The organism is Demequina soli (assembly GCF_000971195.1).
In the GTDB taxonomy this organism is placed as follows: Bacteria; Actinomycetota; Actinomycetes; order Actinomycetales; family Demequinaceae; genus Demequina; species Demequina soli.
Map to the genome: position 1 here is coordinate 72,892 of NZ_BBLZ01000003.1, position 14,933 is coordinate 87,824.

Annotated in this window: 12 protein-coding genes; 5 read left to right on the top strand and 7 right to left on the bottom strand. The window is 73.5% G+C overall.

Features of this window, described 5'->3' with window-relative positions:
- Positions 1-13: 13 nt before the first annotated feature.
- From AOM04_RS06920 to AOM04_RS06930, 3 genes are all read left to right on the top strand, one after another.
- Positions 14-1,825 carry an AMP-dependent synthetase/ligase gene (locus AOM04_RS06920; protein WP_082104466.1) on the top strand — a complete coding sequence of 604 codons (1,812 nt, stop codon included), beginning with the start codon at positions 14-16 and terminating at the stop codon, positions 1,823-1,825.
- 83 nt (positions 1,826-1,908) lie between these two features.
- On the top strand, positions 1,909-3,138 hold the full coding sequence (locus AOM04_RS06925; protein WP_062464054.1) for a bifunctional glycosyltransferase family 2/GtrA family protein: 1,230 nt from the start codon (positions 1,909-1,911) through the stop codon (positions 3,136-3,138).
- The gene (locus AOM04_RS06930; protein ID WP_062464055.1) at positions 3,135-5,312 is read left to right on the top strand and encodes a mannosyltransferase YkcB-related protein; all 2,178 of its coding nucleotides are present in this window, start codon (positions 3,135-3,137) and stop codon (positions 5,310-5,312) included. Before AOM04_RS06925 ends, AOM04_RS06930 begins: the two co-directional genes overlap by 4 nt.
- Before the next feature lie 54 nt (positions 5,313-5,366).
- Here the strand turns inward: AOM04_RS06930 and AOM04_RS06935 are convergent, their stop codons facing one another.
- Both AOM04_RS06935 and AOM04_RS06940 read right to left on the bottom strand, forming a co-directional pair.
- Entirely contained in the window at positions 5,367-6,419 is a 1,053-nt protein-coding gene (locus AOM04_RS06935) for a zinc-dependent alcohol dehydrogenase family protein (RefSeq protein ID WP_062464056.1), read from the bottom strand.
- Positions 6,420-6,476: 57 nt separating this feature from the next.
- Complete coding sequence (locus tag AOM04_RS06940) at positions 6,477-7,871, bottom strand: O-antigen ligase family protein (protein ID WP_062464057.1); 1,395 nt, start codon at positions 7,869-7,871, stop codon at positions 6,477-6,479.
- Between the two features lie 170 nt (positions 7,872-8,041).
- Here AOM04_RS06940 and AOM04_RS06945 point away from each other — a divergent pair, with 170 nt between their 5' ends.
- Positions 8,042-8,917, top strand: coding sequence for an oxygenase MpaB family protein (locus tag AOM04_RS06945; protein ID WP_062464058.1), 876 nt, complete (start codon positions 8,042-8,044; stop codon positions 8,915-8,917).
- Between the two features lie 240 nt (positions 8,918-9,157).
- On the opposite strand, the gene AOM04_RS06950 is transcribed toward AOM04_RS06945, so the two are convergent.
- From AOM04_RS06950 to AOM04_RS06970, 5 genes are all read right to left on the bottom strand, one after another.
- Positions 9,158-10,081, bottom strand: coding sequence for a DUF559 domain-containing protein (locus AOM04_RS06950; protein ID WP_062464059.1), 924 nt, complete (start codon positions 10,079-10,081; stop codon positions 9,158-9,160).
- Between the two features lie 64 nt (positions 10,082-10,145).
- Positions 10,146-11,366, bottom strand: a complete 1,221-nt coding sequence (locus AOM04_RS06955; protein WP_228373656.1) for an LCP family protein — start codon at positions 11,364-11,366, stop codon at positions 10,146-10,148.
- Positions 11,367-11,454: 88 nt separating this feature from the next.
- Complete coding sequence (locus AOM04_RS06960; RefSeq protein ID WP_062464060.1) at positions 11,455-12,222, bottom strand: CPBP family intramembrane glutamic endopeptidase; 768 nt, start codon at positions 12,220-12,222, stop codon at positions 11,455-11,457.
- A 101-nt stretch (positions 12,223-12,323) separates the two neighbouring features.
- Positions 12,324-12,983 carry a response regulator gene (locus AOM04_RS06965; RefSeq protein ID WP_062464061.1) on the bottom strand — a complete coding sequence of 220 codons (660 nt, stop codon included), beginning with the start codon at positions 12,981-12,983 and terminating at the stop codon, positions 12,324-12,326.
- Positions 12,980-14,137 (bottom strand): sensor histidine kinase, encoded by a 1,158-nt coding sequence (locus tag AOM04_RS06970; RefSeq protein ID WP_062464062.1) that lies wholly within the window; start codon positions 14,135-14,137, stop codon positions 12,980-12,982. The genes AOM04_RS06965 and AOM04_RS06970 overlap by 4 nt, the downstream gene beginning before the upstream one ends.
- Positions 14,138-14,254: 117 nt before the next feature.
- Between AOM04_RS06970 and AOM04_RS06975 the strand changes: the two genes are divergently transcribed.
- Positions 14,255-14,932, top strand: coding sequence for a GTP pyrophosphokinase (locus tag AOM04_RS06975; protein WP_062464063.1), 678 nt, complete (start codon positions 14,255-14,257; stop codon positions 14,930-14,932).
- Position 14,933 lies beyond the last annotated feature (1 nt).

The following is a 14,933-nucleotide window of genomic DNA, read 5'->3' on the forward strand; positions in this document are numbered from 1 at the left end:
TAGAATCGGAGCCATGAGCCAGTCCCCCCGCGCGGAGTCGACGACGCCGTTGATGATCCGCACCGCCGACGACTACACGTTCACCGCGCTGCTGCGCGACCGCGTCACCGCCGAGCCCGACCGCATCTTCGCCGAGTACAAGGACGCCTCGGGCGCGTGGGTCAAGGTCAGCCGCGCGCGCTTCCAGGAGGACGTCGCCCGCATCGCGAAGGGCCTGATCGCGCACGGCATCGCGCCCGGGCAGACGGTCGGCCTGCAGGCCAACACCCGCTACGAGTGGGTCGTCGTGGACTTCGCCATCCAGGCCGCGGGCGCGATCACGGTGCCCGTCTACCCCAGCTCGTCCGCGCACCAGGTGGCGTGGATCCGCGAGGACGCCGAGCTCGCGATGCTCATCGTCGAGGACGACCGCATGGCCGACGCCGCGCGCGAGATGGACGCCCCGCCGCGCCTGCTCGTGATCGACGGCGCCGAGGAGCCCGCGCTCGACGTGCTGGCCGAGGCCGGCGCGATCGTCGACGACGCGACCCTCGCCGCCGCATCGTCCGACGTGCGCGCCGACGACGTCGCGACCATCGTCTACACGTCGGGCACCACCGGGCGGCCCAAGGGCGTCGCGCTGAGCCACCGCGCCTTCGTCGAGCACCCGCTCAACGGCGCCGCCCACCCCGACCTCGGCACCCTCGCGCAGAACGATGCGCGCATCCTGCTGTTCCTGCCCCTCGCGCACGTGCTGGCCCGCCACGTCGAGATGCTCGCGCTCGCGTGCGAGGCGGTCATCGGGTTCGCCCCGAGCCACAAGACCCTCGCCTCGGACCTCCAGACCTTCCGCCCCACCTGGCTCATGGCCGTGCCGCGGGTGCTCGAGACCTTCTACAACGTGGTCGACGAGCGCACCGGCGGCGGCATCAAGCAGAGGCTCTTCCGGTGGAGCGCGTTCGTGGCGCGCAAGGTCGACGAGAAGCGCGGCCGCGGCGGCCACGGGATCGTGCTGCGCGCCCAGATGGCCCTCGCCAACGTGCTGGTCCTCAACAAGGTCCGCGACGCGCTCGGCGGGAACCTGCGCCACATCGTGTGCGGCGGCGCGCGCCTCGTGCCGCGCGTGGCCCACTTCTACGGGGGCCTCGGCATCGCGTGCATGGAGGGCTACGGCACCACCGAGCTGGCCGGCCCGATGACCATCAACCCGCCGTCGGACGTGCGCGTCGGCACCGTGGGCTTCCCCTACCCCGGCGGCACCGTGCGGATCGCCGAGGACGGCGAGGTGCTCGCGCAGGGCCCCAACATGTTCGTCGGCTACTGGAAGAACCCCGAGGCGACCGCCGAGGTGGTCACCGACGGCTGGTACCACACGGGCGACCTCGGCTCGATCGACGCCGACGGCTACCTCACCATCACGGGGCGCAAGAAGGAGATCCTGGTCACCGCGGGCGGCAAGAACGTGCAGCCTGCGAGCCTCGAGGACGCGATCCGCCCGTACGCGCTCATCCAGGAGGTCGTGGTGGTCGGCGACGGCAAGCCGTTCATCGGCGCGCTGCTGTCGCTCGACGAGGCGATGCTGCCCGGCTGGCTCAAGTCCAAGGGCCTGCCGTCGATGACCGCGTCGGAGGCGGCCGCCGACGCGACCGTGCGCGAGCACATCCAGCACATCATCGACCAGGCGAACCGCCTCGTGTCGCGCGCGGAGGCGATCCGCGAGTGGCGCGTGCTGCCGCGCGAGCTGTCCGAGAAGTACGAGGAGATGTCCGCGTCGCTCAAGGTCCGCCGCCGCCAGGTCGAGGCGCACTTCAAGGACGTCATCGACGGGATCTACGCGAAGGCCTGATCCGCCCCGCATCGTCCGGCGCCTCGGCGACCTGAGGTCGGACTCTCGGCGTTCTCCCAGCAAACGGGGGCAACCTGGGACCCATGGCCTTGATCGACGAGCCGACCCGGACACCGCTCATGACGCCGGCGCGCCCTGCGACCACCGACGTCGAGATCGTGGTGCCGGTCTACAACGAGGAGGCGGCGCTCGAGGCGAGCGTGCGCCGCCTGCACGCCTACCTGCGCGACACCTTCCCCTTCACGTCGCGGGTGGTGATCGCCGACAACGCCTCCACCGACGGCACGCTCGCCATCGCGGAACGGCTGTCGCGCGAGCTCGCCGGGGTGCGCGTGCTCCACCTCGACGCCAAGGGCCGCGGCCACGCGCTGGCCGAGGCGTGGGGCGCGTCCGATGCCGCCGTGGTCGCCTACATGGACGTCGACCTGTCGACGGACCTGCGGGCGCTGCCACCGCTGATCGCGCCGCTGCTGTCGGGACACTCGGACGTCGCGATCGGCACGCGCCTGGCGCGCGGCTCGCGTGTGGTGCGCGGGCCCAAGCGCGAGCTCATCTCCCGCACGTACAACCTCATGCTCCACACGTTCCTGCGGGCCCGCTTCTCGGACGCCCAGTGCGGCTTCAAGGCCATCCGCGCCGATCGCGCCCGCCAGCTGCTGCCCTACGTCGAGGACGGCGGCTGGTTCTTCGACACGGAGCTGCTGGTGCTGGCCGAGCGTGCGGGCCTGCGCATCCACGAGGTCCCCGTCGACTGGACCGACGACCCCGACTCCCGCGTCGACATCGCCGCCACCGCGTGGGGCGACATCCGCGGCATGGCCCGGGTGGGCCGCGCGCTCGCTACCGGCCGCATCCCGCTGTCGTCGCTGCGTGAGCCCGACGCGATCGACGTGCCCGCTCCCCCGCGCCTCATCGGCCAGGTGGTCCGCTTCGCGATCGTCGGCGTCGCATCGACCCTCGCCTACCTGCTGCTCTACCTGCTGCTGCGCCACGTCATGGAGGCCCAGGCCGCCAACGCGGTCGCGCTGATCGTCACCACCGTCGCCAACACCGCCGCGAACCGTGCCTTCACGTTCCGGACCGCGGGCGGCGGCCAGCTGCGACATCAGCTCCAAGGCCTCCTGGTGTTCGGGCTGGGCCTGATCCTGACGTCCGGCGGCCTGCGCCTCCTGCACGTGATCGACCCCGACGGTACCCGCCTCGAGGAGGTCATCGTGCTCGTCGCGGCGAACGTCGCCGCCACCCTGCTCCGCTTCCTGCTGTTCCGCCACTGGGTCTTCCGCGGACCCGCCGACGAGGGGACCACCCGATGACCACCGACATCACCGCTGTCGACGCGACCGCCGCATCGTCCCCCGCGCTTCCCCCCGGGGACGATGCGGCGCCCCCCGCCGCTCCCCCGCGCCGGTCCTTCCTGGGCCGGCTGTGGCGGGGCCGGCCCGAGGATCCGGCGTGGGCGCGGCCCGCGCTGCTGGGGCTGCTGCTCGCGACCGCGGTGCTGTACCTGTGGAACCTGTCGATCAACGGCTGGGCGAACTCGTACTACGCCGCCGCGATCCAGGCCGGCACCGAGTCGTGGAAGGCCTTCTTCTTCGGCTCGTTCGACGCCGCCAACCTCATCACCGTCGACAAGACCCCCGGCAGCCTGTGGGTGATGGAGCTGTCCACCCGCATCTTCGGGATGAACAGCTGGGCGATGCTCGCCCCCCAGGCCCTGCTCGGGGTCGCGTCCGTCGGCGTGCTGCACGCGACCGTGCGCCGCGTCGCCGGACCCGCCGCGGGCCTCATCGCCGGCGCCACCCTCGCGCTCACCCCCGTCGCGGTGCTGATGTTCCGCTTCAACAACCCCGACGCGCTCCTGGTGCTCATGCTCACCCTCGGCGCCTACGCCACCGTGCGCGCCATGGAGAAGGGCTCGTGGCGGTGGCTGGTGCTCGCCGGCACGTTCGTCGGGCTCGGGTTCCTCGCGAAGATGATGCAGGCGTTCCTGGTGATCCCCGCGTTCGCGGGCGCCTACCTCGTCGCCGCGCCGATCGTGCTGCACCGGCGCATCCTCCACGTCCTGTCGGCGGCCGCCGCCGTCGTGGTCGCGGGCGGCTGGTGGGTCGCGATCGTCGAGCTGTGGCCCGCCTCCTCCCGCCCCTACATCGGCGGCTCCCAGACCAACTCCGTGCTCGAGCTCATGCTCGGCTACAACGGCCTGGGCCGCCTCACGGGCAACGAGACCGGCTCCGTCACCGGCGGAGGCGGCGGCAACGCGGGCCCCAACTGGGGCAGCACCGGCCTGACCCGTCTCTTCACCGACGACTACGGCGGCCAGATCGCGTGGCTGCTGCCCGCCGCCCTCGTGCTCATGGGCGCGCTCCTGTGGGTCACCCGCCGCGCGGCTCGCACCGACACGCTGCGCGCCTCGACCATCGTGTGGGGCGGCTGGCTGGTGGTCACCGCGCTCGTCATCTCGCTCGGCGGCGGCATCATCCACACCTACTACACGGTGGCCCTCGCGCCCGCGATCGGCGCCCTCGTCGGGCTCGGAGCCGTCACCCTGTGGCGGCAGCGCGGCACCTCCGCCTTCGCGCGGTACACCCTCGCGGGCACCGTCGCCGTGGCGGCGCTCACCGCGTTCGTGCTGCTCGAGCGCACCTCCGACTGGAACGCGTGGCTCGGCCCGCTGGTGCTCATCCTCGGGGCGGCCACCGCCGGCGTGCTCGCGCTGCCGGCGCGGCTCGGCACGCCGACCCGCTGGGCGGGCGCGGCGGTCGCCTCGGCCGGGCTCGTGGTGGCGCTCGTCGGACCCGCGGCCTACGCGGTCGACACCGTCTCCACCGCGCACACGGGGTCGCTGCCGACCGCGGGCCCGTCGACCGGCTTCGGCTTCGGCAACGGCGGCACCGGCTTCGGGCGCGGCGGCGGCCAGCTCCCCGGCGGCGGCCAGTTCCCCGGCGGCGCCTCCCAGAACGGGCAGACCGGCCAGGGCGGGCCCGGCGGCGGAGGGATGCCCGGCGGCCAGGCGCCCGGGGGCACGTCTCAGAACGGCGGCCAGCTGCCCGGTCAGGGCGGCACCACGGGCGGCACCACGGGCGGCTTCGGCGGCACGGTGGGCGGCGGCCTCATCAACGGCTCGACGCCGTCGGACGCGCTGGTGCAGCTGCTCGAGCAGGACGCGTCCTCGTACACGTGGGTCGCTGCCACGGTCGGCGCGAACAACGCCTCGGGCTACCAGCTCGCGACGGGCGACCCGGTGATGGCGATCGGCGGCTTCAACGGCTCCGACCCGGCGCCCACCCTCGAGGAGTTCCAGCAGTACGTCGCCCAAGGCAAGGTGCACTACTTCATCGGCGGCGGCGGCTTCGGCGGCCAGAACGGCGGCTCGGAGGCGTCGAGCGAGATCGCCACGTGGGTGGAGCAGAACTTCACCGCGCAGACCGTCGACGGCGTCACCGTCTACGACCTGTCGAGCGGCGCGACCCCGGCCACCGCGGCCTGACGCGGAGGAGCCCCCGCCGATTCCACCGGCGGGGGCTCCGACCGCGGCGCGGGCCTACGGGCGCAGCAGCACCTTGGTCGCGCGGCGCTCGTCCATCGCGGCGTACGCCTCGGCGGCCTCCTCGAGTGGGAGCTCGAGGTCGAACACCAGGCCGGGCGTGATGCGGCCGTCGATCACCTCGGGCAGCAGCTCCTCGATGTAACCGCGCACCGGCGCGACGCCGCCGCGCACGCCCACGTTGGTGTTGAACATCTGACGGACCGGCAGCTCGGGGCCGCCGTTCGGCACGCCCACGAAGCCGACCTGGCCGCCCGGACGGGCCGACCGCAGCGCCTGGTCCATCGACTCCTTGGTGCCGACGCACTCGAGCACCACGTCCGGGCCGATCCCGTCGAACATCTCCTTGAGGCGGGCGATGCCCTCCTCGCCGCGCTCGGGCACCACGTCGGTCGCGCCGAACTCGCGCGCGAGCGCCTGGCGGGCCTCGTGGCGGGACATGGCGACGATGCGCGACGCGCCCAGGCGCTTCGACGCGATGATCGCGCACAGCCCGACCGCGCCGTCGCCCACGACCGCCACGGTCGAGCCCTCGGTCACGCCGCCCGAGACGGCCGCGTGGTGACCCGTGCCCATGACGTCGGACAGGGTCAGGAGGCCCGGGACCAGCGCATCGTCCGGCATGCCGCCGGGCACCACGACGAGGGTGCCGTCGGCCATGGGCACGCGCACGCGCTCGCCCTGGCCGGCGTCGGCGAAGCCGTGCTCCTCGGTCTCGCTGCCCCACCAACCGCCGTGCTGGCAGCTCACGCTGGCGCCGTTGCGGCAGTTCACGCACGTGTTGTCGCACTGGTAGAACGGCGCGATGACGAAGTCGCCGGGGCGGACCGCCTCGACGTCCTCCCCCACCTGCTCGACGACGCCGACGAACTCGTGGCCGATGCGCTTGGGGCTCGCGGTCGGGGTCACGCCGCGGTACGGCCACAGGTCGGAGCCGCACACGCAGGCCGCGACGACGCGCACGATCGCGTCGCGCCCCGTCGACAGGACGGGGTCCGGGACGTCCTCGACGCGGATGTCGCGCTCGCCGTGGATGATGGTCGCGCGCATGGCGGTCTCCTCTGGTCGGTGTGGATGGCTCCAGCGTATGGGCCCGGAGGCCCGGGCCTACAGGGCGGGGCGCCGCGTGTGGACGGTGATGGGGTCCTCGGCGTGGGCCTCGTCGTCGGGAGGCGCACCCGTGTGCACGAGGGACGGGTCGACGATCGTCAGGGTGAACACGCCCGGGCCCGAGCAGTAGAGGATGACGAGCAGGAACCAGCCGCCCTCGACGAGCATGCGCGACTCGGTGAGCGCCTGCAGCGCGAGCGCGGCCGTCAGCAGCGCCCAGCCGAGCGGGATGTAGGTGTCGCCGCGGCTCGCGCGCTCGACGAGGCGCCACGCGCTGCCGAAGGACAGCACCACCATCACGAGCAGCAGCACGACGCCGATGAGGCCCAGCTGCAGCCACGCGTCGAGGAACGCGTTGTGCCCGTGGGCGGCGACCACGCCCGCCTTGTCGATGATCGTCTTGTACGGGTCCTCCCAGATGGGCCAGTAGCCCACGTAGCCCCAGCCCTCCGGGCGGTGCCACGCGTACTGGACCACCTGGTCCCAGATCGCGGTGCGGTTGGTGGCGTCCGGCCCGCGGTCGAACATCGCGAAGATCTCCGCGCGGAACTTCAGCGTGAGCACCGCGACCGCGGCGGTGATCGCGAGCACGCTGAAGGACAGCACGCGCTTCATGCTGGGCTTGGCGCGCCGGATGATCAGCGCCGCGATGACGAGCCCCGCGAGGTAGACCGCGGCGACCGTGACCGTGGCGGACAGCGTGAGCAGGTGCACCAGGACGGCGCCCGCGAGGGTGAGCCCGCCGTCGATGAGCCGGATGCGGCGCTCGAGCAGGAGGATCAGCGCCGTCATCGCGGCGAACAGCGCGATCGCGGCGAACGGGTTGCGGTTGCCGACGAAGCCCTGGACCGGGCCGCCGGAGAACATCGCGGCCTGCGACCACATGATCGGGAACCCGCCGCCGTCGACCTTGGCGATGCCCGACAGGTCCTTCATGAGCGGCGGGAACGGGTGGCGCACCACGATCGACGCGAAGAGCTCGAACGCGATGCCCATGAAGAGGCTGATCTGGAGCCCGCGGTGAAGGTGGTCCATGAACTGGCCGCGCGAGGTGCCGCGCGCGACGAGCACCGCGACAAGCGTGGTGATCACGAGCACGCCGGACGCGAGCGCGGTCACCGGTCGCGTCGCGGACCAGGTGGTGCTGAGCACCGCGAGCGCGGTGAACACCGCGACGAGCGGAGGAACGTGGAGGCGGCGCAGGTAGCGGCGGAACGCGATCAGGACCGCGGCGACGGTCACCAGCACCAGCACCGAGTACGCCGGCACGCCCATGAGGTAGCGGAAGCCCTGCCCGGAGAACAGCAGCACCACCGTCCAGACGGTGACGGCGGCGCGGGCGCGCTGCGACGTGCTGCGGGCGTACCAGGACGCGAGGGAGCTCGTGGGCATCCGGTGGGGACCTCCTTACCAGGGACGGTACTCGTCGTCGGCCGGCACGGCAGGGTCGGGGCCGCCCTCGGAGCACCTCACTGCGGAGTGAGACCGGCGCGCCATCCTAACCCGCTGTGGGGGCGCCGCCGGCGTGCAGCGCGCCCTCTGCGGCGGGCGATACTGGCGGGGTGACCACCACCGCGAACCCCGTGACGCGCGCCCGCATCCGCGTGGGCCGGGCGATCTTCGCGCGCGTCGGCGGTCCCGACGGGCCCGCGAACCGCGACCGGATCCACCTCACGCCGGGACCGCGCTGGTTCCCGCAGGGCAGCGCGATCAAGCGCGTGCACGGCGACACCTCCATGTATCTCGGGGGGCTGCGCGCGCTGCTGCTGCAGTCGTTGCACCCGCTCGCGATGGCGGGCGTGGCAGGGCACTCGGGGTACCGGGGCGATCCGTGGGGCCGGCTGGCACGCACCGCGACGTTCATCGCGTTCACCACGTTCGGCACGGCCGACGACGCGCAGGCCACCGTCGACCGGATCCGCGCCATCCACGAGCGCGTGCGCGGCAAGGCGGCGGACGGCCGCCCGTACCGCGCTTCGGACCCGCACCTGCTCACGTGGGTCCACGTCGCGGAGGCCGACTCGTTCCTGGCGGCGCACCAGCGGTACGGCGTGCACCCCCTCGACGCGGCGGGCTGCGACGAGTACGTCGCACAGTCTGCTCGTGTGGCGCGGGCGCTCGGTGCGATCGACGTGCCCGAGACCGTCGCGGACCTGCGCACCGCGATCGAGGCGTACCGGCCCGAGCTCGCGGCCACCCCGGAGGCGCTCGACGCGGCGCGCTTCCTGCTGCGGGAGCCTCCGCTCGGCGGATGGGCGCGGGTCCCGTACGCGCCGCTCGCCGCGGGCGCCGTCGCGCTGCTGCCCGACTGGGCACGGCGCGACCTGGGCGTCGACACGTGGGGAGCGCGGACGCTGGGGCCGCTCGGCGGCGCGGTCGCGATCCGCACCATCCGCTGGGGCACGCGGCCCAACCGGCCGACGCAGAACGTCGACTGACGCGGCTGCCGTCCTGAAGGCGGCGCGGAGCGAGGCCCGGCTGCGAAGCGACTCGAAGCGACCAAGGTTCACGTTCGAGACGGGTCGAAGGCGACACGGATCCGCACGGTTGTTGCGGGCCCCCGTGCGCTCCGCCATCGGCATGGGCGTCGGCGGGCTCCCACCGCGGCTCGTGCGCCTCCCTTCCCCGACCGTCACGCATGCGACTTCGTGTCGCTCCGGGGCGCTCGTCGAGGTGGATCATGCGTGCAGCTGTCGTTCTCGGATCCGCATCACCGCCAGCACCGTGTCGCGGCACCACTCCGGGCGCGTCATGACGTCGACATAGGGGAGCCGCAGGACCTGGATGCCGAGCGTCGCCAGGTCGGCGTCGCGCTCGTCGTCGCGTTCGCGGTCCTCCCCCGCCGCGTGGTTGCCGTCGCCATCGAGCTCGACCGCGAGCAGCGTCGCCGGGTCGTACATGTCGAGACGGTACGAGGAGCCACGCGCCCACACCGCGTGCTGCCGGACGAAGGCGCCGAAGTCCCGCCCCGTGAACGTGCGCGTGAGCCCCTCGAGCTCGAGGAAGCTCTCCGCACCCTCATCGAATGCCGCGAGCACCGCGATCAGCCCCGCGCGGTCGCGCACGCGCGGGGCACCCGCGAGCGCCTCGCGGACCTGTGCCACGGCCACGACTCGCCGCTGCAGAGCCGCGAGGATCACGCCCGCGCTGTCGTCGGCGCCCGGGGTCCCCGCGCGCGCCCTGCGCCAGAGGTCGACGACCGCGTGGGCCGGCGCCGCGACCCGGCAGCCGTACCAGTCGGCATACTCGGGAAGGCATGGCGCCCGGACCGCGGAGAGCCACGCGCATGCGGGGACCCGCCGCCCGTCCGCGATGGTGGCATCGACGCGCGCGGGCGGCACGTCCTCGGCGCCGAGCGCGAACAGCGCGGCGCGGCCCGTGATCACCGCCCCGCACTCGGACGCCGCGTGCGCGCGAGGAAGGAAGGCCTGCGCGTGCGCGGCGGCGGCGAACCGCCCGTGGAACAGCGCCGCGACCTCGCCGCGCGCGATCGCGGTGCGCACCTGGCGAGCCGAGGTCATCGCGACCAGCTCCGCGCGCGAGAAGCTGCGGTCGCCGGCATGCACGCTCGACGGCAGCAGCAGGGCGTCGCGCCGGGTCATGCTCCCGTCGTAGACCACCCGCGGCCGTCGGCGGCGGCCCGCCGCCGATCTGTGGACAGGCGGGCTACCCGACCCCGCCGACCGTGGTGCCGGGCTCGAACTCGCCGTTGGCGATCTTGGCCCAGAACGCGTCCTCCTGGTCGGGGTCCAGCAGCACCGTGGAGCCCACGCCCGCGACCGAGTAGCCCATGTCCTTGATCGGCGGCGTGCCGGTCACGGCGTCGCCGCCACGCGTCGAGTTGAACGCGAGGGCGATGCGCGCGAGGTCGATCGGTCCCGTCTCGTCGCTCACCCGGAACGCGTCCAGGCCCGCGCTCACCACGGGCACGAGCCTGAACGGGTTGAGGATGGTGCCGGGGCTCATCACGCTCTTCGCGACCGCGCTGACCAGCTGCTGCTGGCGCTGCGTGCGGCCGATGTCGCCCAGCGGATCCGAGTAGCGCATGCGCGAGAACGCGAGCGCCTTCTTGCCGCCGACGGTGTGGCAGCCGGCCTTCCACGTGAGGTGGGACTTCTCATCGTCGACGTCGTGGTCGTAGCACAGCCGCACGCCGCCGACCGCGTCGACGATCTCGGCGACGCCGGAGAACCCGACCTCCATGTAGTGGTCGATCGTGAGGTTGGTGACGCCCTCGACCGTCTGCACGAGCAGCTCCGGGCCGCCCCACGAGAACGCCGCGTTGATCTTGTTGTAGCCGTGGCCCGGGATCTCGACGTAGGAGTCGCGCGGGATCGAGATGAGCGCCGTGGGCCCGTGCTCTGGCTTGTGGAGCACCATGATCGTGTCGGTGCGGGCGCCCTGGACCGTGGAGCTGTCGTCCCACCCCGCGCGCGAGTCCGAGCCGACGATCAGCGTGGTGAAGCCGGGCGTCCCCGCCGCGCCGGACAGCGCGGTGACGTGGTTGATGTTCGCGTTGACCCACACGTAGAACGAGCCGAACGCGATCGCGAGGATGAGCACCAGCGCGAGGAGCACGTTGCGGACCGGGTGACGGCGCCGACGCTTCGGGGGCGCCGCCGGCGCGGTCGCGGGGGGCGCGGCCTGCGGCCGGGTGGACGATGCGGGCCGCGCCTGGGGCGGCTGCGGCGCCTGGGCGGGCGGCGGGGCCTGGCGGGCGCCGGGCCGCGCGGGGGCGGGCTGCGGCGCCGGGCGCACGGTCTCGCGTCGCACGGGCTGCGAGGGGCGGGCGGTGCCGGGGCGCTCCTGGCCGCTGCGCGGCTGGATCGAGGGCGGCATGCGGCGCGGCTGGTCGCCGCCCGGGGTGCCGTCACGGTCGTCTGTCACGGTGCGAGGGTAACGCGTGCATGTTTCGGGAACGCGCAAGCCCCCCGGGAACCTGGGAAGTCGCGCGGGACGACGGCCCCGGCGCGGCTCAGAAGAGGGACGCGCCGCTGAGGAGCATCGGGACGGAGAACATCGCCCAGTCGTTGACGATGTGCGCGCCGGTCGAGACCCACAGGTTGCGGGTGACCACGTACGCGAGCGTGAGGAGCACCCGGGCCAGCGCGATGTAGAGCAGGCACTGGAGCACGTTCCAGTCGTAGGTCGGCAGGTGCAGCAGGCCGAACATCACCGCGGTGGCGATCCACGCGATCGCCAGGGCGGCGCCGCGCGACCAGCGGAGGCGGCGCACCAGCACGGACATCAACGCGAGCAGCGGCAGGATCGTGATGAGCTCCTCGCCGAGCAGCTGCGGGATCGACGCGAGGAGGAACTGGACCCGCTCGCCCGAGGTCGCCTCGGCGAGGAGGTCGCCGGCCGGGTTGGCGTTGCCGCCGATGGCGTTGTTGAGCGCGATCGCCACGGTGAGGCTGACCGTGAGGTTGAGCACGCCGAACCCGAGCATCTGCGCGACCTGGCGCGGGCCGACGCGGCGGAAGATCCCGGTCCAGCCGCGGGGCGCGGCGCACGCCAGCGCGATCAGCGGGATCGCCGGGAACAGGATCACGTGCGTCCAGTGCTCGACGGCCTGTCCGCCCGGGAGCGGCAGCAGCACCAGCTGCGCGAAGGCCACGGCGCAGGCGGCGACCACGACGAGCCAGCGGCGGCCATCGATCCGGTCATAGAGGGGAAGGTCAGGGTTGGCGGAACGGCGGGTCGGGCTCGCGGGAGCCGGGGTGGCCACGGGGCTGGCGCTCATGTCATCTCCTTGTTCGGTGATGACTCCAGGCTCCCGCGCGCGGGCCACCGGCGAATCGTGCGCGCGCAGACACCTGCGCGTACCGCGATCGCGGTACGCGCCTAGCTTCCGGCGAGTCCCGCCTGGTAGGCGGCCACCACGAGCTGCGCGCGGTCGCGCGCGCCGATCTTGGTCATGGCACGGTTGACGTGGGTCTTCGCGGTGAGCGGGCTCACGAACAGCCGCTGCGCGATCTCCTCGTTGCTCAGGCCCTGCGCGACGAGCAGGACCACCTCGCGCTCGCGGTCGGTGAGGTACCGGAACAGGTCGCCCTCGACCGCGGGCTGCGGGCGCTCGTCGGCGACGTGCGCGATGACGGCGCGCGTGGCGGCCGCGGACAGCAGCTCCTCCCCCGCCGCCACCGTCCGGATGGCGCCCAGCAGCTCGGCGGGCCGCACGCCTTTGCCGAGGAAGCCGCTCGCGCCGCCGCGCAGCGCGCGCAGCACGTAGCCGTCCTCCTCGAAGGTGGTGAGCACCACGATGCGCACGTCGGCCAGGTCGGGCTCTGCGGCGATCGCCTCGGTCGCCTCGAGGCCGTCCATGCCGGGCATGCGGATGTCCATGAGCACCACGTCGGGGCGAGCCTCGCGCACCACCCACAGCGCCTCGGCGCCGTCGGCGGCCTCGCCCACGACCTCGATGTCCTCCGCGGTCCCGATGATCGCGACGAACCCTCCGCGGATCAGCTCCTGATCGTCGACCACGACCACCCGGATCGTCATGTCCCCGTCCTCCTTCTCAGCGGCAGCGCGGCGCGCACCACGAACTCCTGGCCCTCCGGGCCCGCGGACACCCCGCCGCCCGCCGCGTCCGCCCGCTCACGCATCCCGACCAGGCCGAACCCCGAGCCCAGGCCCGCGGCGCCGCTCACGGCGTTGCGCACCTCGACGGCCAGGTCCGAGCCGGCGGCCGAGATCGAGACCGTCGCTGCGCCCGTACCGTAGCGGCGCGCGTTGGACAGCGCCTCCTGGACGATGCGGTACGCCGCCTGGTCGGTCGCCGCCGGCAGGTCGGCGGGTGCCTCGGCCCGGCGGAGCTCGACCGCGAGGCCGGCGTCGCGGGCCTGCGTGATCAGCGCGTCGAGCGCGGCGAGGCCGACGGCGGGCCGCGTGTCGTCTTCCTCGCCCTGGCGGAGCACGCGCAGCATGACAGGCAGCTCCTCGAGCACGCGGGCACCGGCGTCCTGCACGCGACCCAAGGCCTCGGCGGCCTCGTCCGGCCGCGTCCCGAGGAGCGCCTCCGCGACGCCGGCCTGGACGTTCATCACCGCGACGTGGTGGCCCACCGCATCATGCAGCTCGCGCGCGATGCGGAGCCGCTCCTCGGCGACACGCGTGCGGGCGACCGCCTCGCGCGTCTCCTCGGCCTGGAGGGCGCGCGCCCGCTCCTGCGCGACCGTGCGCCGGTAGAGGTTCGTCGCGACGCCGACGGCGGTGACCAGCGCCATCCAGACCTCCGCCGACACCGTCACCGAGTCGGTGGCCTCGCGCGCGGTCCCGACGGCGACCGCCGCGCCCACCACGCCGGCCGTGCCCGCCCCGATCGCCAGAGCGACGGGGATCCGCGCCACGCGCGACGCGGCCGTGTACAGCGCGACCACCAGGGGCACGAAGGCGAGCGGGGTGTCCAGCGCGGCGAACGCGGACGCCGCGAACAGCGCGAGCACGACGGCCAGCACGGGTACGGGGCGTGCGCGCCTCCACGCCAGGGCGGCGCACGCCGCAAGCGCCGCGAGGGTGCCGACCGCGGCGAGCCCGCCGACGCCGTCCTCGACCAGCACGAGCACCGCGAGCGCGGCGGCGAGCACCCCGCCGCCCAGTGCGTCCCGGCCGCGCTCTGTCGCCGGACGCGGGACCCGGCCCCGCATCGTCCCCATGCCCGTCAACCTAGCGCGGCTCTCCCACGCTCCCCGGGAACGCTGGGCGGCTCGCGCTCGTCAGACCCTAGGGACGGCCGCCGTCCCGTGGGCACGAAGAGGAGCACGATGACGCAGATGACACCGCTCGACACCGTCGCCGCGCTGGGCAGGACCGCGGCGCCGCCGCTGTCGCCGGACCAGATCCGCGCCGTCCGCCAGGAGATCCAGCGGTTCCTGCTCCAGTACGAGTTCGGGCTGCGCGAGATCGAGACGAAGCTGACGATCCTGCGCGACGAGTTCCTCGAGCTGCACGACTACAACCCGATCGAGCACATCTCGAGCCGCGTGAAGTCCCCCGACAGCCTGCTCGACAAGGTGGCCCGCAAGGGCATCGCGCGCGACCTGGACTCCATCCGCGCCGAGATCACGGACATCGCGGGCGTGCGGCTGACGTGCGCGTTCAAGTCGGACGTGTACCGCCTGTTCGGGCTGCTCACGCGGCAGGACGACGTGTCGGTGCTGCGCGTGCGGGACTACATCGCCCACCCCAAGCCGAACGGCTACCAGAGCCTCCACGCCGTCGTGGAGATCCCGGTGTTCCTGTCGTCGGGCTCGGTGTCCGTGCCCGTCGAGGTGCAGTTCCGCACCGTCGCGATGGACTTCTGGGCCAGCCTCGAGCACAAGATCTACTACAAGTACGACGCGGACGTGCCCGAGTCGCTCACCGCGGAGCTGCGCGAGGCGGCGGCCACGGCGGCCGAGCTCGACGAGCGGATGGCGCGGCTGCACCGCCAGGTCCACGGCGGCGGCTGAC

What these genes read in the sequence shown, in the direction of transcription:
- AOM04_RS06920 (WP_082104466.1), top strand. Translation starts at nt 14, where the DNA reads ATGAGCCAGTCCCCCCGCGCGGAGTCGACGACGCCGTTGATGATCCGC.
- AOM04_RS06925 (WP_062464054.1), top strand. Translation starts at nt 1,909, where the DNA reads ATGGCCTTGATCGACGAGCCGACCCGGACACCGCTCATGACGCCGGCG.
- AOM04_RS06930 (WP_062464055.1), top strand. Translation starts at nt 3,135, where the DNA reads ATGACCACCGACATCACCGCTGTCGACGCGACCGCCGCATCGTCCCCC.
- AOM04_RS06935 (WP_062464056.1), bottom strand. Translation starts at nt 6,419, where the DNA reads ATGCGCGCGACCATCATCCACGGCGAGCGCGACATCCGCGTCGAGGAC.
- AOM04_RS06940 (WP_062464057.1), bottom strand. Translation starts at nt 7,871, where the DNA reads ATGCCCACGAGCTCCCTCGCGTCCTGGTACGCCCGCAGCACGTCGCAG.
- AOM04_RS06950 (WP_062464059.1), bottom strand. Translation starts at nt 10,081, where the DNA reads ATGACCCGGCGCGACGCCCTGCTGCTGCCGTCGAGCGTGCATGCCGGC.
- AOM04_RS06960 (WP_062464060.1), bottom strand. Translation starts at nt 12,222, where the DNA reads ATGAGCGCCAGCCCCGTGGCCACCCCGGCTCCCGCGAGCCCGACCCGC.
- AOM04_RS06965 (WP_062464061.1), bottom strand. Translation starts at nt 12,983, where the DNA reads ATGACGATCCGGGTGGTCGTGGTCGACGATCAGGAGCTGATCCGCGGA.
- AOM04_RS06970 (WP_062464062.1), bottom strand. Translation starts at nt 14,137, where the DNA reads ATGGGGACGATGCGGGGCCGGGTCCCGCGTCCGGCGACAGAGCGCGGC.
- AOM04_RS06975 (WP_062464063.1), top strand. Translation starts at nt 14,255, where the DNA reads ATGACACCGCTCGACACCGTCGCCGCGCTGGGCAGGACCGCGGCGCCG.